20 protein-coding genes are annotated in these 18,669 nt (G+C 63.9%); 18 read left to right on the forward strand and 2 right to left on the reverse strand.

All coding sequences use genetic code 11. The annotated features are described in order from the left end of the window. Window positions 1–8: 8 nt before the first annotated feature. Entirely contained in the window at window positions 9–2,801 is a 2,793-nt protein-coding gene (locus LOZ74_RS07040; protein WP_230293452.1) for a ribonuclease E/G, read from the reverse strand. A 678-nt stretch (window positions 2,802–3,479) separates the two neighbouring features. Between LOZ74_RS07040 and LOZ74_RS07045 the strand changes: the two genes are divergently transcribed. The 7 genes from LOZ74_RS07045 (at window position 3,480) to LOZ74_RS07075 (ending at window position 11,480) form a co-directional block, all read left to right on the forward strand. Then, window positions 3,480–4,382: an N-acetylmuramoyl-L-alanine amidase gene (locus LOZ74_RS07045; protein WP_230293453.1), complete on the forward strand. Its 903-nt coding sequence runs from the start codon at window positions 3,480–3,482 to the stop codon at window positions 4,380–4,382. A gap of 89 nt (window positions 4,383–4,471) precedes the next feature. Further along, window positions 4,472–6,988: a penicillin-binding protein 1A gene (locus tag LOZ74_RS07050; protein ID WP_230293454.1), complete on the forward strand. Its 2,517-nt coding sequence runs from the start codon at window positions 4,472–4,474 to the stop codon at window positions 6,986–6,988. A gap of 28 nt (window positions 6,989–7,016) precedes the next feature. Then, on the forward strand, window positions 7,017–7,568 hold the full coding sequence (locus LOZ74_RS07055; protein WP_230293455.1) for a peroxiredoxin: 552 nt from the start codon (window positions 7,017–7,019) through the stop codon (window positions 7,566–7,568). A 153-nt stretch (window positions 7,569–7,721) separates the two neighbouring features. Beyond that, entirely contained in the window at window positions 7,722–8,849 is a 1,128-nt protein-coding gene (gene prfB, locus LOZ74_RS07060; RefSeq protein ID WP_230293456.1) for a peptide chain release factor 2, read from the forward strand. 26 nt (window positions 8,850–8,875) lie between these two features. Next, on the forward strand, window positions 8,876–9,637 hold the full coding sequence (locus LOZ74_RS07065) for a class I SAM-dependent methyltransferase (RefSeq protein ID WP_230293457.1): 762 nt from the start codon (window positions 8,876–8,878) through the stop codon (window positions 9,635–9,637). Next, a complete protein-coding gene (locus tag LOZ74_RS07070; protein WP_230293458.1) occupies window positions 9,634–11,040 on the forward strand; it encodes a nitronate monooxygenase family protein in 1,407 nt (468 codons plus the stop codon). The genes LOZ74_RS07065 and LOZ74_RS07070 overlap by 4 nt, the downstream gene beginning before the upstream one ends. Before the next feature lie 35 nt (window positions 11,041–11,075). Next, window positions 11,076–11,480 (forward strand): GFA family protein, encoded by a 405-nt coding sequence (locus tag LOZ74_RS07075; RefSeq protein WP_230293459.1) that lies wholly within the window; start codon window positions 11,076–11,078, stop codon window positions 11,478–11,480. 4 nt (window positions 11,481–11,484) lie between these two features. Here LOZ74_RS07075 and LOZ74_RS07080 read toward each other — a convergent pair whose 3' ends face one another. Beyond that, a complete protein-coding gene (locus LOZ74_RS07080; RefSeq protein ID WP_370638883.1) occupies window positions 11,485–12,534 on the reverse strand; it encodes a 2-hydroxyacid dehydrogenase in 1,050 nt (349 codons plus the stop codon). Between the two features lie 2 nt (window positions 12,535–12,536). On the opposite strand from LOZ74_RS07080, the gene LOZ74_RS07085 reads away from it, so the two are divergent. From LOZ74_RS07085 to LOZ74_RS18225, 11 genes are all read left to right on the forward strand, one after another. Beyond that, a complete protein-coding gene (locus LOZ74_RS07085; protein WP_370638884.1) occupies window positions 12,537–13,145 on the forward strand; it encodes an SH3 domain-containing protein in 609 nt (202 codons plus the stop codon). Beyond that, window positions 13,124–14,011, forward strand: a complete 888-nt coding sequence (locus tag LOZ74_RS07090; protein WP_230293460.1) for an A24 family peptidase — start codon at window positions 13,124–13,126, stop codon at window positions 14,009–14,011. Before LOZ74_RS07085 ends, LOZ74_RS07090 begins: the two co-directional genes overlap by 22 nt. Before the next feature lie 128 nt (window positions 14,012–14,139). Continuing rightward, window positions 14,140–14,514: an NADH-quinone oxidoreductase subunit A gene (locus LOZ74_RS07095; RefSeq protein ID WP_230281315.1), complete on the forward strand. Its 375-nt coding sequence runs from the start codon at window positions 14,140–14,142 to the stop codon at window positions 14,512–14,514. Beyond that, the gene (locus LOZ74_RS07100) at window positions 14,505–15,056 is read left to right on the forward strand and encodes an NADH-quinone oxidoreductase subunit B family protein (protein ID WP_230281314.1); all 552 of its coding nucleotides are present in this window, start codon (window positions 14,505–14,507) and stop codon (window positions 15,054–15,056) included. The genes LOZ74_RS07095 and LOZ74_RS07100 overlap by 10 nt, the downstream gene beginning before the upstream one ends. Next, window positions 15,056–15,937 carry an NADH-quinone oxidoreductase subunit C gene (locus LOZ74_RS07105; protein WP_230293461.1) on the forward strand — a complete coding sequence of 294 codons (882 nt, stop codon included), beginning with the start codon at window positions 15,056–15,058 and terminating at the stop codon, window positions 15,935–15,937. Before LOZ74_RS07100 ends, LOZ74_RS07105 begins: the two co-directional genes overlap by 1 nt. Then, the gene (locus LOZ74_RS07110) at window positions 15,934–17,145 is read left to right on the forward strand and encodes an NADH-quinone oxidoreductase subunit D (protein ID WP_230281312.1); all 1,212 of its coding nucleotides are present in this window, start codon (window positions 15,934–15,936) and stop codon (window positions 17,143–17,145) included. Before LOZ74_RS07105 ends, LOZ74_RS07110 begins: the two co-directional genes overlap by 4 nt. After that, a complete protein-coding gene (locus LOZ74_RS07115) occupies window positions 17,142–17,354 on the forward strand; it encodes a hypothetical protein (RefSeq protein ID WP_230293462.1) in 213 nt (70 codons plus the stop codon). The genes LOZ74_RS07110 and LOZ74_RS07115 overlap by 4 nt, the downstream gene beginning before the upstream one ends. Window positions 17,355–17,364: 10 nt before the next feature. After that, window positions 17,365–17,700 (forward strand): nuclear transport factor 2 family protein, encoded by a 336-nt coding sequence (locus LOZ74_RS07120; protein WP_230281786.1) that lies wholly within the window; start codon window positions 17,365–17,367, stop codon window positions 17,698–17,700. Continuing rightward, window positions 17,700–18,368 carry an NAD(P)H-dependent oxidoreductase subunit E gene (locus tag LOZ74_RS07125; protein ID WP_230293463.1) on the forward strand — a complete coding sequence of 223 codons (669 nt, stop codon included), beginning with the start codon at window positions 17,700–17,702 and terminating at the stop codon, window positions 18,366–18,368. The genes LOZ74_RS07120 and LOZ74_RS07125 overlap by 1 nt, the downstream gene beginning before the upstream one ends. Then, on the forward strand, window positions 18,368–18,535 hold the full coding sequence (locus LOZ74_RS07130; protein ID WP_230293464.1) for a hypothetical protein: 168 nt from the start codon (window positions 18,368–18,370) through the stop codon (window positions 18,533–18,535). The genes LOZ74_RS07125 and LOZ74_RS07130 overlap by 1 nt, the downstream gene beginning before the upstream one ends. Further along, complete coding sequence (locus LOZ74_RS18225; RefSeq protein ID WP_255671210.1) at window positions 18,535–18,669, forward strand: hypothetical protein; 135 nt, start codon at window positions 18,535–18,537, stop codon at window positions 18,667–18,669. The genes LOZ74_RS07130 and LOZ74_RS18225 overlap by 1 nt, the downstream gene beginning before the upstream one ends.

Here is an 18,669-nt window from a genome sequence, read left to right on the forward strand (position 1 = left end):
TCGCTGGATCAGTTGCCAAAGGTCCGTTGCCACCAACCCCTGCGCGGCGCACCGCCCGAGCCTTCGTCGGCATCGTCGCCGCCGTCGTTGGCGGGCGTTTCACCGGCCGGTTCGGCCTGCTGTGCCGCATCATTGGCCGCAACAGGTGCTTCCTCGGCCGCCGGTTCGGGCGCCGCTGACGGCACAGGCTCAGAAGGTTCGGCTTGGGCGGATTCGGCGTCCGCAGCTGCGGGGGCCTCTTCCTCAACCTTCTTCTTGCGGCGGGCGCGGGGCTTCTTCGGCTTTTCCTCGGTCTTGGCTTCTTCCGGGGCTTCCGTTTCGACTACTGCCGGAGCCGCTTCTGCGGGCGCGGCATCGGCTTCAGCTTCCGCATCCGCCTTCTTGCGGCGCGGTGCGCGGCGGCGCTTTGGCTTTTCTTCGGCCACCGGCTCTTCCACGGCTGCTTCCGCTTCTGCCGGCGCTTCGACTTCTGCCGGTGCTTCGACCTCTGCCGCTGCCTCTACCGCGTCCGGTGCAGCCTCAGGCTCCACGCCTTCGGTCGCGGCGTCGCTTTCGCCTTCACCGGTTTCGGTGTCGCGGCTCGATTTACGGCGGCGGCGGCGGCGTTTCCTGGGCGCGGCTTCGTCCTCGTCCGCCCCGCCATTGTCGCTGCCCTGATCTTCATTTGCGACCTGCTCTGTGCCTTCGGCATCGTCGGATGCGTCGTCGTCGCCATCGGACTGCTGTTCGCCGTTCTGCTCGCCATCCTCGCGGCCGCGGCCACGCTTGCGGCGACCGCCACGACGGCGGCGGCGCTTGCGCCGGGTCTGGCCGTCCTCGTCCTCGCCCGAACGGTTGTCGCGGTTCTCGGTCTCGTCCTGATCGTCGTCGTCGTCGTCTTCGGGCAGGTAATCGTCTTCCTCGTCGACGATGACTTCGAACTTGGGCACGCCGGTCGGGCGCGGGCCCGACGATCCGACGCGCATCTTCGCGCCTTCGTCCTCACCCTCGGGCAGGACTTCGACGCTGACGGCATAGCGATCCTCGATCTCTTGCAGATCGGCGCGCTTGGCGTTCAGCAAATAGACCGCCGCTTCGGTGCTGGCGTGCAGGGTGATGATCGAACCCTTGCCCTTCGCCGCCTCGTCCTCGATCAGGCGCAGCGCCGACAGGCCCGCGCTCGATGCCGTGCGGACAAGGCCCGACCCGTCGCAATGCGGACAGGTGCGTGTGGTCGCTTCCAGAACGCCGGTGCGCAGGCGCTGGCGGCTCATCTCCATCAGGCCAAAGCCGGAGATGCGGCCCACCTGGATGCGCGCGCGGTCGTTCTTCAGCGCCTCTTTCATGCACTTCTCGACCTTACGGATAGAGCTGTTGTGCTCCATATCGATAAAGTCGATCACGACCAGACCTGCCATGTCGCGCAGGCGCAGCTGGCGGGCGATTTCCTTTGCCGCTTCCATATTGGTGTGGAGCGCGGTTGCCTCGATCCCGTGTTCCTTGGTGGAACGGCCCGAGTTGATGTCGATCGACACCAGCGCCTCGGTCGGGTTGATCACCAGATAGCCGCCCGATTTCAGCTGCACGACAGGGTCGTACATCGCCGAAAGCTGATCCTCGGCTCCATAGCGCTGGAACAGCGGCACGGGGTCGGCATATTGCTTTACCCGCCGCGCATGGCTGGGCATCAGCAATTTCATGAATTCCTTGGCCGATTTATAGCCTTCCGGCCCCTCGACCACGACTTCCTCGATCTCGCGGTTATAGATGTCGCGGATCGCGCGCTTGATCAGATCGCTGTCCGAATGGATCAGCGCCGGAGCGCTGGACTTCATCGTGTTTTCGCGGATTTCGTCCCACAGGCGTGCCAGATAGTCGAAGTCGCGCTTGATCTCGGTCTTGGTGCGCTGAAGCCCTGCGGTTCGCACGATGCAGCCCATCGATTTGGGCAGGCTCATCTCGGCCACGATCTGCTTCAGACGCTTGCGGTCGGCCGCGCTGCTGATCTTGCGCGAGATGCCGCCGCCATGGCTGGAATTGGGCATCAGCACGCAATAGCGGCCCGCCAGCGAAAGATAGGTGGTAAGGGCCGCGCCCTTGTTCCCGCGCTCTTCCTTGACGACCTGCACCAGCAATACCTGACGGCGCTGGATGACGTCCTGGATCTTGTACTTGCGGCGCAGAGCAAGACGCTTGGCGCGCGCTTCGTCAGCAGCCTTGGAGCGGGTTCCGCCGCCCTTGCCCTGCCGGCGTCCGCGACCGCGGCCACGACCGCGCGAGCGGCTGTTGCCTTCTTCGCCGCCGTTCTCGTCTTCGGCGCTTTCGTCGCCGTTGTCGTCGTCATCCGAATCGTCGTCGCCCGAAACCGCGCCATCCTCGATCGTGGCGACTGCGTCCGATTCCTCGTCGCTTACGTCTTCGACGCCATCGTCGCCGGCCAGTTCCTCGGCCAGCGCGTCGCTGCCCTCGTCACCGTCCTCGGAGCTGTCGTCGGCGTCCTCGTCCTCGGCGCGCAGGCGGGCCTCTTCCTCGGCGTGCTCGGCCTCGGCCGCGAGCAGGGCGTCGCGGTCTTCCTTGGGGATCTGGTAATAGTCGGGGTGAATTTCGTTAAAGGCAAGGAAGCCGTGCCGGTTGCCGCCGAAATCGACGAAGGCCGCCTGCAACGAGGGTTCGACCCTCGTCACCTTTGCCAGATAGATATTACCCTTGATCTGCTTGTGTTCTGCCGACTCAAAGTCGAATTCTTCAATCCGGTTGCCTTTTAGCACCGCCACCCGCGTTTCTTCCGGGTGGCGCGCATCGATGAGCATGCGCGTGGTCATTTATGATTCTCCAGACGCGCGAACCGCCCGCCGGCCGCAAGGGACGGTGGGGCAGTCGGGCGCGACATTTCAGTAAGGCGCGCGCGGATCGTGCGGATTTGATCCCGTTGTCCGGCGCGAAAAGCGAATAGCCGGCAGGGCGCGCATGGCTGCGCGATACCGGCGGCGAAAATATTGAAGCGAAACGGTCAGGCGCGTGTGAAGCAAAGACGACGATGCGAGCGGCCCTGCAAGGCAGGGTGGTCGCCGCATTCATTGTCTTCCTGGCCATATCCACCAATTCCAATCCGGTCCCGGTTTGATCCGGGATGCGCGCTACGCGGGATGCGATGGGGCAGGCCGATCGATCGGCAGTCTGCTCGCTCCGGCGGTATCGCGCCAAATGTCGGAAGATAGAGGACGGGACACTGGCGCTCGTCGGTTCCCATCAGGAACCGTCGGCCATGGTGGCCGACTTGCGATGCGCCGGATATCCGATCCACCCGACGAAAGGCACGCTAGCACCGGTCCGGCGGTTCGGCAATAAAAAGCCATCGTACAGTTAGATCGTTCGCGCACGCGATCCGGTTGGCTCGCCGGTTCACGGGCGCATCTGCGGTCGGAAACCGGGCAAAACAGGGGCGATATTCCATATGGCGGGCTTGTCCGGCGCTGACCGGACGGGCAAGCGGTTGATCCATGGAACAGCCGGTTCTGCAATTGGAGGAAGCCACAGCGGCGGGCCGGAAGGCGCGGGCGGCGCTGTTGGCGGCGGGATCGCTGCTTTCGGGCGGCGTTCTGGGGCTGGTTCTGGCGGTGATTTTCCCGGCGGACGGACGGGGGGAGGCGGTGCTGTCGATGGCACTGCCCGAATCGCGCGCGGCGGCCTTGCCGCGCATCAGCGCGGGACGCGCGGGCGATGAAGCGCCCCTGGTCGTAATCGATGCGGGTCATGGCGGGTTCGACCCGGGCGCGACCGGCCCCAGCGGCATTCGCGAAAAGGACGTGATCCTGCCCATCGCGCTCGCCCTGCGCGAAAGATTGCTGGAGCTTGGCGCGGTGCGCGTTGCCCTGACGCGAGAGGACGACCGTTTCCTGCCGCTGGAAGCGCGGGTGGAACTGGCGGAATCGCTGGAACCCGACCTCTTCCTGTCGATCCACGCCGATAGCGCTCCGGTCGAGGAAGCGCAGGGGGCCAATATCTATGTGCTGTCCGCCCGTGCCAGCGATGCCGAGGCGTTGGCACTGGCGCGCGATTTCAATGAGGCGGACGGCGACGGAACGGCGGACGATGCCGGGCTGGGCGATGTCGAGGCGGTGCTGGCCGAACTGGCGCGGCGCGAGACGAACCTTGCCTCGGCCCGCATCGCGGACCGGCTGGAAGCGCGGGTGCGGGCCGCGATGCCGGTTCACGGGAAGTTCCGGCGCGGCGCGAATCTGGTAGTGCTGCGGTCCGCGCGCATGCCATCGCTGTTGTTCGAGGCAGGCTATATCAGCAATCCCGACGATGCCGCCCGGGTCAGCAGCGAGGAAGGGCGTGCCGCCATCGTGACGGCGCTGGCCGACGCGATCACTGCCGGATTACTGGCGCCAGGGCGTTAGCTTATCCCCATGCATCACCCTATTCATCGTATCGTCATGCCCTTTCGTCTTTTCTCTTGCGCGAACCCCATGCTAGTGCCGCCCCGATCATGAGCCTGACCGAGCAATTCCAGACCATAACCGGACGCATTGGCGCCGCATTTGCCGCGTTTTGGGCCGGTTTTACGCGCCGGTGGCGCGAAAGTCGCCTGTTCAAGGTGCTGGCGGTGCTGGTTGCGGCAGGCTTGCTGCTGTTCGTGGGCGGCTATGCATGGCTGGGCACGGGGCTGCCGTCGGCCGATCGCCTGCTTACCTATCAACCCGCGTTGCCGACCATGGTGCGCGGCGCGGACGGCGAGATCGTGAACAGCTATGCCCGCGAACGGCGCGTGCAATTGCGCTATGTCGATTTTCCCAAGCAATTGCAGGATGCGTTCCTGTCGGCCGAGGACAAGACATTCTGGAGCCATGGCGGCGTCGATGTCGGCGGTCTGGCCGGTGCGGTCGTCGATTATGTGTCCAAGCTGGGGTCGGGCGAACGCGCCAAGGGCGGGTCGACGATCACGCAGCAGGTGGCCAAGAATATCCTTGTGGGCGACGAATATTCGGTCACCCGCAAGCTGAAGGAAATGATCCTGGCCCAGCGCATCGAAGGCGTGCTGACCAAGGAGCAGATCCTCGAGCTGTATCTCAACGAAATTCCGCTTGGCCGGCAAAGCTTTGGCGTACAGGCCGCCGCGCGCGCCTATTTCGACAAGGATGTGAACGAGCTGGACCTGCACGAGACGGCGTTTCTGGCGATCCTGCCCAAGGCGCCCGAACGCTATGGCCGCGCGCGTTACCGCGACATGGCGATCGAACGGCGCAATTACGTGCTGGACCAGATGGTCGACAATGGCTGGGCATCGCGGGCAGAGGCGGATGCGGCCAAGGCGATGCCGCTCGGCCTCGTGGAGCGTCGCCGCGAGGGCTATGATCCGGCGGGCGGCTATTTCATCGAGGAAGTGCGCCGCCGTCTGCTCGACGCCTATGGCGAAAAGGCCGAAGACGGGCCGAATTCGGTGTACGCCGGCGGGCTATGGGTGCGCACCTCGCTCGACATGGAAATGCAGCATGCCGCGCGCAAGGCGCTGCGCGCGGGACTGATGCGCTATCACGGAACGCGTGGCTGGACCGGCCCGATCGCCAAGATCGACATGGACCAGAACTGGCAGACGCAGCTGATCGTATCGAACCTTGCGGTCGATTATCAGGACTGGCGCGTGGGCGTGGTCACCGAACGCAGCGGCTCTGACGCGCGGATCGGTTTCAGCGACGGCGAAACCTTCCCGCTGGGCAATCTGCCCGATGCGTTGAAGGCGGGCGATGTGATCGTCGCGTCGCCCGACGGCAGCGGCTGGCGTGTGCGCACCATTCCTGAGGTGTCGGGCGGTCTGGTCGTGCAGAACCCGCAGACGGGCCGCGTGCTTGCCATGCAGGGCGGATTCGATTCGCGGCTTGGCAGCTTCAACCGCGCCACGCAGGCGGAACGGCAGCCGGGTTCGACGATCAAGCCCTTCGTCTATGCGACCGGCCTCGATCAGGGGATGACGCCCGCCACGCTGGTCACCGACGGGCCGTTCTGCGTCTATCAGGGCGCGCGTCTGGGCGAGAAATGTTTCCGCAATTTCGGCGGCACCCGCGGCGCGGGTGAACAGACGATGCGCTGGGGGCTGGAGCAGTCGCGCAATCTGATGACCGTCCATATCGCCAATGATTCGGGCATGAACAATGTGATCGACACGTTCGAGCGTGTCGGCATCGGCAGCTATGACCCCTATCTCGCTTTTGCGCTGGGCGCGGGCGATACGACGGTGCTGCAAATGGTGAACGCCTATAGCGCGCTCGCCAATCACGGGCGGCAGTATCAGGCGTCGGTCATCGATTACGTGCAGGACAAGAACGGCAAGGTGATCTGGCGCGCCGACAAGCGCCGCTGCGCCCGCTGCAATCAGGACGAATGGGATGGCAAATCCATGCCGCGCCTTGCCGAAGGGGGCAAGCAGGTGATGGATGCGGGCACCGCCTATCAGGTGGTCCATATGCTGGAAGGCGTGGTCCAGCGCGGCACGGCGACGCGGCTGCGCGATCTGGGCCTGCCGCTGTTCGGCAAGACCGGCACGACATCGGGCCCGACCAATGCATGGTTCATGGGCGGATCGGCCGATCTGGTCGCAGGCGTTTATGTCGGCTTTGACACGCCGCGCAATCTGGGCGGCTGGGTGCAGGGCGGCAATACAGCTGCGCCGATTGTCAAGGAACTGATCCAGGATACCAAGGCGCGCTGGCCGACCACGCCGGTTCAGGCGCCCGACGGCATTCGCATGGTCCGGATCGACCGCCGCAGCGGCAAGCGCGTGTTCGAAGGCTGGCCATCGCTGACCGAATATACGCCCGCGACCATTTGGGAAGCGTTCAAGCCCGATACCGAACCGCGCCGCTCTCTCGACCGGCAGACGCTGGAAGAAAAGCGCATGGCGGCACTGGCGGCGATCCGCGCGGCACGTGCCGAAAGCCGCGCCGCGATCAGCAACGACGCGACGGCCATCGACGACACTTTCCTCGAAGATCAGGGCGGCATTTACTGATCTGTTCCGCTGGCTTAAGGGTGAACCCATGAACATGCGCATCCGATCGAGCCTTCTGGCAGGCGCCCTTGCCGCAACCGCCCTTGCCGCGGGGCCTGTTGCCGCGTCTCTGCCCAAGGGTGCCGAGGCGCCGCCGGTGATGACGACGGGTGCGATGGCGGGCAAAGCGTTCTCTTTCGATCTGGCCAAGGCGTTGAAAAGCGGGCCGGTCGTGCTTTATTTCTTTCCCAAGGCGTTCACCCAGGGCTGCACGCTGGAGGCCCGCGCCTTTGCCGAAGCGATGCCCGATTTCAAGGCGGCAGGCGCGCAGGTCGTGGGCATGTCGGCCGACGATATCGAAACGCTGAAGAAATTTTCGACCGAGGAATGCCGCAACGCATTTCCCGTTGCACAGGCAACGCCCGCCACGATCCGCGCCTATGATGTCGCGCTGGATATGAAGAACGTCAGCGGGTTGATGAGCGACCGGACATCCTATGTCATCGCGCCCGACGGGCGGATCGCCATGGTGCATTCCGATTCCGACTGGCGCGAACATGTCTCGCGCACGCTGGAGGCGGTGCGCGCGCTGGACCGCTGACGAGGCCGGTTTCAGACTGACCGGCCCATCGCCCTTGCGGCGGGCCATGGCGCCATCGCTGCGCACAAACGCATTGCGCACTTTCACAAATCCTGACCCTTCGCTAAGCGGACCCGAGTCCGCAGGGCAGGTGGCCCTTTAAGGAGAAATTTCATGCGTGCCGAAGGGCAGGCCCTTGTCGACCGTATCGAGGCATCGCTCGCGCTGATCCGCCAGTCGCTGGACTGGGAACAGGCGCTGCGCCGTCTGGACGAGCTGAGCGCGCGGGTGGAAGACCCGAACCTGTGGAACGACCCCAAGCAGGCGCAGGCGATCACGCGTGAGCAAAAGCAGCTGGGCGATGCGGTCAAGGCGGTGAACGAGATTGGCGCCGAAATGTCCGACGCGGTCGAGTTCATCGAGATGGGCGAGGCCGAGGGCGACGACAGCGTGGTCAAGGACGGGCTGAACAGCCTGAACGCGCTGGCCGAACGCGCCGACCGCGACAAGGTGGGCGCGCTGCTGTCGGGCGAGGCCGATGGCTATGACACCTATCTGGAAGTTCACGCAGGCGCGGGCGGCACCGAAAGCCAGGACTGGGCCGAAATGTTGCAGCGCATGTATGTGCGCTGGGCCGAACGGCGCGGCTTTAAGGTCGAGGTGGTCGATTACCACGCGGGCGAACAGGCGGGCATCAAAAGCGCGACCCTGCTGATCCGCGGCGAAAATGCCTATGGGTATGCCAAGACCGAAAGCGGCGTGCACCGGCTGGTCCGCATCAGCCCTTACGATTCCAGCGCTCGGCGGCACACTTCGTTCAGTTCGGTCTGGGTCTATCCCGTCATCGACGACGATATCGAGATCGAAATCAATCCCGCCGATCTGAAGATCGACACCTATCGCGCATCGGGTGCGGGCGGGCAGCACGTCAACACGACCGATTCCGCCGTTCGCATTACCCACCAGCCGACTGGCATCGTGGTGGCGAGCCAGAACGACCGTTCGCAGCACAAGAACCGCGCCACCGCGATGAACATGCTCAAGGCGCGGCTGTACGAAAAGGAACTGGCCGAGCGCGAGGCTGCGGCCAGCGGCGAATATCAGGCCAAGACCGAAATCGGCTGGGGCCACCAGATCCGTTCCTATGTGCTGCAACCGTACCAGCAGGTAAAGGATTTGCGCACCGGTCATGTTTCGACCAATCCCTCCGACGTGCTCGACGGTGCGCTCGATCCGTTCATCACCGCTGCCCTGTCGCAGCGCGTGACGGGCGAGAAGGTGGATGTGGAGGACGACGATTGATCCATCGCGCGTCCCTGCTTGCGGCAATGGCGGCTGCGCTTGTCCTGTCGGGATGCAATATCACCGACAAGGATGACGGCCGTCCCGAAAGCGCGCGCGATTTTCCCGAAGCGGACCGCCCGGTGTCCACCGTTTCGGCCAGCCAGATGCCGGAACGGACCCGCGACGATCGCAAGGAAGCGGTTACCGTCATGGATCTTGCCAATATCGGCGAAGGCATGACCGTGGCCGATATCGGCGCGGGCGAGGGCTATTACACAACCCGCCTTGCCGAGCGCGTCGGCAAGGACGGACGCGTTCTGGCGCAGGACATCGACGCGGAAGTGTTGCAGCGCCTCGGCTCCCGGGTCGAGCGCGAGCGGCTCGACAATGTGTCGATCAAGCTGGGAACGCCCGACGATCCGGGTTTGCCCGAAGGCAGTTTCGACCGTGTGTTCCTGGTGCATGTCTATAACCAGGTCAGCGAACCCTATGCGTTTCTATGGCGGCTGCGTCCCGCCTTGCGGCAGGGCGGGCAGGTGATTGTCGTGGATGTCGACCGCGCGACCGACAATCACGGTATTCCCCCCAAGCTGCTTTTCTGCGAATTCGAATCGGTCGGCTTCAAGCTGGCCGCTTTCATTCGCCGCCCCGAACTGGCAGGCTATTACGCCCGCTTCGAGGCGGCAGGCCCAAGGCCGGATCCGGCCGATATCGAACCCTGCGAGCAGGAAGTTGTTGCCGCAGGAACGGCGGACGGCGGCGCCGATGGCACCGCCAGCCGCCCTGACAGGATTGTTGAGACATGAGCTTTAAGGGACTGAAGCCGATCAACTATGGCGGACGCGAGGTCTGGCCGTTGATCGAAGGGGGCAAGGGCGTTTCGGCGACCAATCACGCCAGTTCGGGTGCGTGGGCAGCCGCGGGCGGCATCGGCACGGTCAGCGCGGTCAACGCCGACAGCTATGACGCCGAGGGCAAGATCATCCCGCAGGTCTATGAACAGATGACCCGCAAGGAACGTCACCAGCAGCTGATCGATTACGCAATCGACGGCGCGGTGGAGCAGGTCAGGCGCGCGCACGAGATTTCGGGCGGCAAGGGTGCGATCAATATCAACGTGCTGTGGGAAATGGGCGGCGCGCAGGCGGTGCTGGAAGGGACGCTGGAGCGGACCAGGGGCCTTGTCACCGGCGTCACCTGCGGTGCGGGCATGCCGTACAAGCTGGCCGAAATCGCGCAGCGTTTCGGGGTGCATTACCTGCCCATCGTTTCGTCGGCCCGTGCGTTCCGCGCCTTGTGGAAGCGCAGCTATTCCAAGGTGCCCGAACTGATGGCGGCCGTGGTCTATGAAGATCCGTGGCTGGCGGGCGGGCATAACGGGCTGTCGAATGCCGAAGACCCGAAAAAGCCCGAAGATCCCTATCCCCGCGTCAAGGCTCTGCGCGAAACCATGCGCAAGGAAGGCGTGTCGGAAGATACCGCGATCGTGATGGCGGGCGGGGTCTGGTTCCTGCGCGAATGGAACGACTGGATCGACAATCCCGAACTGGGCAAGATCGCCTTTCAGTTCGGAACGCGCCCCCTGCTGACGCAGGAAAGCCCGATCCCGCAGGGCTGGAAGGACATGCTCCGTACGCTGGAGCCGGGCGACGTGCTGCTGCACAAGTTTTCGCCCACCGGTTTCTATTCCAGCGCGGTGCGCAATCCGTTCCTGCGCAATCTGGAAGAACGCAGCGAACGTCAGATCCCCTATTCGCGGATCGAGGCGGGCGATCATACCGTCCAGCTGGATGTAGGCGTGAAGGGCAAGAATTTCTGGGTCACGCCGCATGATCGCGAACGCGCCCGCACATGGGCCGACGCCGGCCACACGACTGCATTGAAGACGCCTGACGACACGGTCGTTTTCGTCTCGCCCGAAGAGCGGGAGATTATCCGCAAGGATCAGGCCGACTGCATGGGCTGCCTGTCGCATTGCGGATTTTCGTCGTGGAAGGACCATGACGATTACACCACGGGCCGCCTTGCCGATCCGCGCAGCTTCTGCATTCAAAAGACCTTGCAGGACATTGCCCATGGCGGACCGACGGACGAGAATCTCGCGTTCGCAGGGCACGCCGCGTACCGTTTCAAGCAGGACCCGTTCTATTCCAACGGCTATACGCCGAGCGTGAAGGAACTGGTCGAGCGCATTCTGACGGGCGACTGACCGGCCCGGCCACCGGAAAAAGGAAGCCGCAGGCGATGGGAGAACTGAAAAAGGGGACCTGTCACTGCCGCGCCGTCCGTTTCGAGGCGGAGGTCGATCTGGCCTCTGCCCGCCGGTGCGACTGTTCGCTCTGCCGGATGCGCGGAGCCGTCGCGGTCAGCGCGCCGCTGGACCGCTTCACCCTGCTGGCCGGAGAGGTTGCGGTGCGCCTCTATCAATTCAATACCGGCGCGGCGAAGCATTATTTCTGCGGGAATTGCGGCATTTATACGCATCACCAGCGCCGTTCGAACCCCACGCAATATGGCGTGAATGTCGCCTGCCTCGAAGGGATGAGCCCGTTCGATTTTCCCGAAGTCGAAGTGCTGAACGGGCAGGCCCACCCCAAGGATACGGGCGCGACCCGCCGCTCGGGCGTCTTGCGCTACACCGCGGACTGATCGCTCAGGCGTAACCCTCGATCACGCGGTCGGGCGGACTGTGGCCATCAACCCAGCTCTGGATATTGGCGAGGATCTTCATGCCCGCCGCGGTCCGTCCTTCTTCGGTGGCGCTGCCGATATGGGGTTGGGTGATCACATAGGGGTGCGCGATCAGCCGCGGATCGACCACCGGCTCGTCCGGATAGACATCGAGGCCCGCACCCCACAGATGGCCGTTTTCCAGCGCGGCGATCATGGCTTCCTGATCGATCAGATCGCCACGTCCGGTGTTCACGATCACCGCGCCATCCTTCATCAGCGCGATCCGGCGCGCGTCGATCAGATGATGCGTGGCGGCGCTGGTCGGGCAATGCAGGGTGACGATATCGCTTTTGCCAAGCAGGCTGTCGACATCGCCCGCATATTCCGCGCCCAGCATGCGTTCGACCGATTCGGGCAGGCGGCGGCGGTTGTGATAGGCGATGCGCAGGCCGAATGCGCGGGCGCGATGGGCGACGGCCTGACCGATGCGACCCATGCCGATAATGCCCAATGTCTTGCCGCCAAGCGACCGGCCCAGCATGCCGGTGGGGCTCCACCCCGTCCATTCGCCGTGCCGCACGATCCGCGTACCTTCGCGCATGCGACGGATGACGCCGATCAGCAGCGCCATGGTCAGATCGGCGGTGTCGTCGGTGAACACGCCGGGCGTATTGGTCACCACGATCCGCCGCGCGCGCGCCGCGCCCAGTGCGATATGGTCCGTTCCAGCGCCGAAATTGGCGATCATGCGCAGCCTGTTGCCTGCCCCTTCGATCAGCGCGGCATCGATATCGTCTGTCACGGTCGGGACCAGCACGTCGCAACCGGCCATTGCCGCCGCCAGTTCCTCCCGCGTGAAGGCGTGATCGTCGGGGTTGAGCGTGGTATCGAACAATTCGGCCATCCGCGCCTCGATCGCGGGCATCAGCCTGCGGGTGACGACAACGCGGGGCTTGCCATCGATCCGGCGGGCGGTCGCATGGGCGGGTTCGGACATCGGTCGGGCTGCCTCGGGATCGGATTGGGCCATGATTGCGGCGCTACGCTGCGACGGGCGGCGCGGTCAACAGGCTTCGCGCGATCGCCGGTGTGGGTGGCTGCATCCGCCATCTTGGCGCGGCCAGCGGGCGGGGCTATGCGAAGGGAATGACGCTTCGCCGGATCCTTCTTGCCAGCCTGTTATGCGCCAGTATCGCGCCGGCTTTGCCCGCTGCCGCGCAGGATACGGACGAGGTGCCCTATTGGGCCTCGCTCACCACCGACAAGGCGAATATGCGCGTGGGGCCGGGGGGCAGTTACAAGATCCTGTGGGTTTACCAGCGCAAGGGCCTGCCGCTTAAAGTGGTGCGCCGCCTTTCGGGCTGGCGACTGGTGGAAGACCCCGATGGAACGCGGGGCTGGGTGGTCTCGCGCTTCCTCAGCCGCGAACGCAGCGCCATCGTGACCGGCGACGACAATGTCATGATGCGCGCCTTGCCTGCCGACGATGCCAAGCTGTTGTGGCAGCTGGAACCGGGCGTCACCGGCTGGCTGGGCGAATGCGACGGGGGATGGTGCCGATTCGCCGTCGGTGAACGCGAAGGTCCGATGCAGGAAGGCTGGGTCCGGCAGGACCGGCTGTGGGGCGACGGGGAACCCTGATCGATCAATATCCGCTGATCGAGGCAAGGGCGCCGGCGCTGTTCGGTTCGGCCGATACGACGATGGCATTTTGTCTTCCGATTCTGCTGGCCGTGACCGGAGCCGTGATCGGCAGCTTTGCCGGTGCGGCGGCACTGCGCATCGCGCGCGGCGACAGCGTGGTGACGGGGCGGTCACGTTGCGATTCGTGCGGGCGCGTATTGGGGGTCGGCGATCTTGTGCCGGTGTTGTCCTTTCTGATGCTGGCAGGGCGCTGCCGCACTTGCCGCGCGCCGATCGATCCCTTGCAGCCCTTCGCCGAAGTGGCGGGGGCGGCCATCGGCCTTGCCGCGTGGCTGTTCATGCCCGGTCCGCTGACTGCCATTCCGGCCGCCGTTCTGGGGTGGCAATTGCTGGTGCTGGGAATGTCGGACTGGCGCTCGTTCCATTTGCCGCCGGTCGGGATCGCGATACTGGCGTTCAGTGCGCTGATGATACCGGCTGTGGCGGCATTGGACGGGCGGCAGTTGCTTCCCCTGCTGTTGCGTCAGCTTGCGGGTGGCGGGCTCGGCTTTGTGCTGCTGGCCGCACCCGCGCTGCTGTTTCGGGCCATACGCGGCAGGGAAGGGATGGGCAGCGCCGATCCGCCCCTGATGGGCGCGATCGGCCTGTGGGCAGGGCCGCTGGGCGTTTGTTTTATTGTGTTGCTGGCGGCAGGATTGGGGATCGCAATTGCCGCCGCGAAGCTGATGCGCGGCAAGCCGTCCGATCATGGCGATTCCGCCGCAAGCGAGGGCGACTCCGGCAATGCCCTGCCACTGGGAACACTGCTTTCACTGGCAACCATCGCGGTCAGTTTTGCAGGTTTTTCGCTGCTTACCCCCTAAGCCCTGCATTTAGGGGCGTTCAGCCCCCTTGCGCAGCGGCGCGCCGTTGCCTAGGGCGCATTTCGCGGGTGCGATGTTATCCGCAAACTTGAAGTCCGTTATCGCGGCATACAGCCAGAGAGGGCCTTTTGGTCGACCTGTCACAATATCTGCCGATCTTCATATTCCTGGTGATCGCGCTGGGGCTCTCCGCCCTCTTCGTATTCCTGCCGATGGGCGTGTCGCGCCTGACGGGTTCGCACAACCCCGACGCGGAAAAGCTGTCGGAGTATGAATGCGGCTTTCCCGCGTTCGAGGATCCGCGCAGCCAGTTCGACGTGCGCTTCTATCTGGTGGCGATCCTGTTCATCATTTTCGATCTTGAGGCCGCGTTCCTGTTCCCATGGGCCGTCAGCCTCGATCTGACCGGATGGCCGGGCTGGATCACCATGATGGTGTTCCTGTTCGAACTGATCATCGGCTTTGCCTATGCATGGAAGAAGGGAGCGCTGGAATGGGAGTAGATCAAACTCTTCCCGCCGCCGCGCAAGCTGGCGAAGTGCGCCAGCCCGACGCCGACTATTTCAACGCCCTGTCGACCGAAGTGAACGACAAGGGCTTCCTGCTGACCAGCACGGAAGAGCTGTTCCAGTGGGCGCGCACCGGTTCGCTGTGGTGGATGACGTTCGGTCTGGCCTGCTGCGCCGTGGAAATGATCCACGTGAACATGCCGCGCTATGACATGGAGCGTTTCGGCGCCGCCCCGCGCGCATCGCCGCGCCAGTCCGACGTGATGATCGTCGCGGGCACGCTGTGCAACAAGATGGCTCCGGCACTGCGCAAGGTGTACGATCAGATGTCCGATCCCAAATATGTGATCAGCATGGGTTCGTGTGCGAATGGCGGCGGCTATTACCATTACAGCTATTCGGTGGTGCGCGGTTGCGACCGGATCGTGCCGGTCGATATCTACGTCCCCGGTTGCCCTCCCACGGCAGAGGCGCTGCTGTACGGCGTGATGCAATTGCAGCGGAAGATCCGCCGCGAAGGCACGGTGAAACGCTGATGGCTGTCGTTCATTCCGCTCCCCGATTTGCGCCCAATGACGGCGTGAAGGATGCGCTGGCGTCGGCTCTCGGCCCGATGCTGGTCGAGGCGCATGAAGAGCATGGCGAAATTCTGCTGACGGTCGAGCGTCCGCAGCTGAATGCCGCGCTGCGCCTGTTGCGCGATGCGCATGATTACCAGCAGCTGATGGAAATCGCGGGCGTCGACTATCCCTCGCGGGCCGAGCGGTTCGAGGTGTGCTATTGCCTCCTGTCGCTTACCAGGAACCATCGCATCATCGTCAAGACCTGTACTGACGAGGCAAAGCCGGTGCCGACCGTGACCGATATCTGGCCTGTCGCCGGATGGTTGGAGCGCGAGGTTTTCGACATGTTCGGCGTGCTGTTCGCCGGCAATACCGACCTGCGCCGCATCCTGACCGATTATGGCTTCGAAGGGCATCCGTTCCGCAAGGATTTCCCACTGACGGGCCATGTCGAACTGCGCTACTCCGAAGATGAGAAGCGCGTCGTCTATCAGCCCGTGGAACTAACGCAGGATTTCCGCAGCTTCGATTTCATGAGCCCGTGGGAAGGCGCTGATTACGTGCTGCCCGGCGATGAAAAGGCCGCCGAAACACCCGCACCGCCGCCGGTGGACAAGCCCAAAACCACCGACAGTCCCAAGGATACCGGTGCGGGCGCCAAAACCGACGCCAAGGCGGCAGAAAAGGCGCCCGAAGGCGACGCAGGTAAGGCCTCCGACGCTCCGGAGCCGACCGAAAGCCGCGAAGGCCAGCCACGGCGCGAGGGCAAGACCGCCGACACCGAAGGCGCGACCGAAGTCGACAAGAACGATCCGGACGCGGATGAGGGCGGCGAGAAGGGTAAGGACGCATGAGCCTGCAACTCGAACAGTCGCCCACAACCGGCGACGAGGTCATCACCAATTACACGATCAACTTCGGGCCCCAGCACCCGGCGGCACATGGCGTGCTGCGCATGGTGATGGAGCTTGACGGCGAGATTATCGAGCGTATCGATCCGCATGTCGGCCTGCTGCACCGCGGCACCGAAAAGCTGATCGAATACAAGACCTATCTGCAGGCGTTGCCCTATTTCGACCGGCTGGATTACTGCTCGCCGCTGGCGCAGGAATACAGCTATGTGCTCGCCATCGAAAAGCTGCTGAATGTCGAGGTTCCGCAGCGCGCGCAATATCTGCGCGTGTTGTTCGCGGAACTGACGCGCATCTGCAACCACATGCTCAACATCGGGTCGCACGTTATGGACGTGGGCGCGATGACGCCGAACCTGTGGGTGTTCGAACTGCGCGAGGATTGCCTCAATTTCTTCGAGCGGGCTTCGGGTGCGCGCATGCACAGCGCATGGTTCCGTCCCGGCGGCGTGCATCAGGACGTGCCGCTAAAGCTGCTCACCGATATCGGCGACTGGGTGGACAAGCGTCTGCCCGAACTGTTCGGCGACGCGATGAGCCTTGTGATGGACAATCGCATCTTCAAGCAGCGCAATGTCGACATTGCCATCGTCAGCAAGGACGATGCGGTGAAGTGGGGCTTTTCCGGCCCGCTGATCCGCGGCAGCGGCATCGCCTGGGACCTGCGCAAGTCGCAGCCCTATGACGTTTACGACAGGATGGATTTCGAAATTCCCGTCGGCACCAATGGCGATTGCTACGATCGTTTCATGGTCCGCGTCGAAGAGGTCTATCAGTCGGCGCGCATCATCAAGCAATGTCTCGCCGAAATGCCCGAAGGGCCGATCGCATCCGACGACCGCAAGGTTTCGCCCCCCAAGCGCGGCGAGATGAAGCAGTCGATGGAAGCGCTGATCCACCACTTCAAGCTGTACACCGAGGGGTTCCATGTCCCTGCGGGCGAGGTTTACGTGGCGACGGAAAGCCCCAAGGGCGAATTCGGCGTCTATCTGGTCAGCGACGGCAGCAACAAGCCCTATCGCTGCAAGATCCGCCCGACCGCGTTCAGCCATCTTCAGGCGATGGACATGATGTGCAAGGGCCACATGCTGCCCGACGCGACCGCCATTCTGGGCGCGATCGATGTGGTGTTCGGGGAGTGCGACCGTTGAACCTGTCGCATTCCGAGCAGATGAGCGTGCTGGCATCGGGGACGGGTCTTGCCCTGATCGCGGTGTTCTTCGGCGCATTGCTGCTGGGGTTCGATACCAATTACTGGCTGCCCGAACTGATCGCCTGCGTCGCGGGCTATGAATTCTTTGCCTTCGGGCAGTCGCAATACCGAAACTGGAAACGCCGCCGCGGAGGTCCGCGTGGCTGAGACCGAGACTATGACCGACAATCTGGAAACCGCACGGCAGATGATCGCGCATTATAATGCGCAGGATGCCGACGCCTATGTCGCCCTGATGACCGAGGATGCCTGCGAAGCGGGTTATCGCGGCGCTGTCGTGCGCGATGGGCGTGAAGGAACGCGCGCCGGTCTGAAAGCGATGTTCGCCGAATTTCCCGAAAACCGCGCCGAAGTGATCGATGCAAAGCAGTTCGGCACTTTCGTCACCCTGCACGAACGCGTGTGGCGCAGCGCCGATGCGCAGCCCTTCGACGTGCTTGCCGTCTATAGTTTCGAGGGCGACAAATGCTCTCGGGTGGAGTTCATCCGCTAATGGCCGACCGTTACCTCGAACCCGATACGCCTGAATTGCGCGCCCGCTGGGGCGGTTTTGCGTTCAATCCCGAATGGGACGCAAAAGCCAGGGCGGCGATTGCCCGCTATCCCGAGGGTCGCCAGAAATCGGCCGTCATGGCGCTGCTCGATTACGCGCAGCGGCAAGTGGGCGAGGAAACCGGCACGCAGGGTTGGCTGCCGATTCCGGTGATGGAATATGTGGCGAGCTATCTCGACATGCCGGTGATCCGCGTGGTCGAGGTGGCCAGCTTTTACACCATGTACAACCTTGTTCCCGTGGGCAAATTCCACGTGCAGGTGTGTGGCACCACTCCGTGCTGGCTGCGCGGCAGCGACGACATCATGGAACGCTGCAAGGCGCGCGGCATGAAAAAGGGCCACACGACCGACGACGGCATGTGGACGCTGACCGAGGTGGAATGCATGGGCAATTGCGCCAGCGCCCCCATGGTCCAGATCAATGACGGCAATTACGAGGATCTGACGGCCGAGCGTTTCGACGCTGTGCTCGACGCGCTGGCCAAGGGCGAAACGCCCAAGGAAGGCACGCAGGATCCGGCCCGTCACACCGTCGAACCCGTCGGCGGCCCGACCACGCTGACCGCGATGGTGGACGAAAACCACGATTACCGGGGTGAATGGTGATGGCCTCGCTTCAGCAACGCAATTACCGTTTCGCGGGCGCGGGCTTTATGTTCGCGGCGGCGATTTTCTTCGCTACGCAGAACACCGCCATGGGCGCCAGCTTTGTCGCGCTGGGCGCTGTATTCCTCGCGCTTTCGTACAAGAACGGGAAGCAGGATGGCCAGTGATGGAAAGCTTGATCCCGATCGCGGTCGCGCTGCTTGGTGTGATTATCGCGTGGAAAGTCCTCAAGGGCGTCGTCAAGACGGTCGCGCTGGTCGCGATCTTGATCGCCGCCGCTATTTTCGTATTCGGAGTTTGA

Source organism: Croceicoccus sp. Ery5 (genome assembly GCF_020985325.1).
GTDB lineage: Bacteria > Pseudomonadota > Alphaproteobacteria > Sphingomonadales > Sphingomonadaceae > Croceicoccus.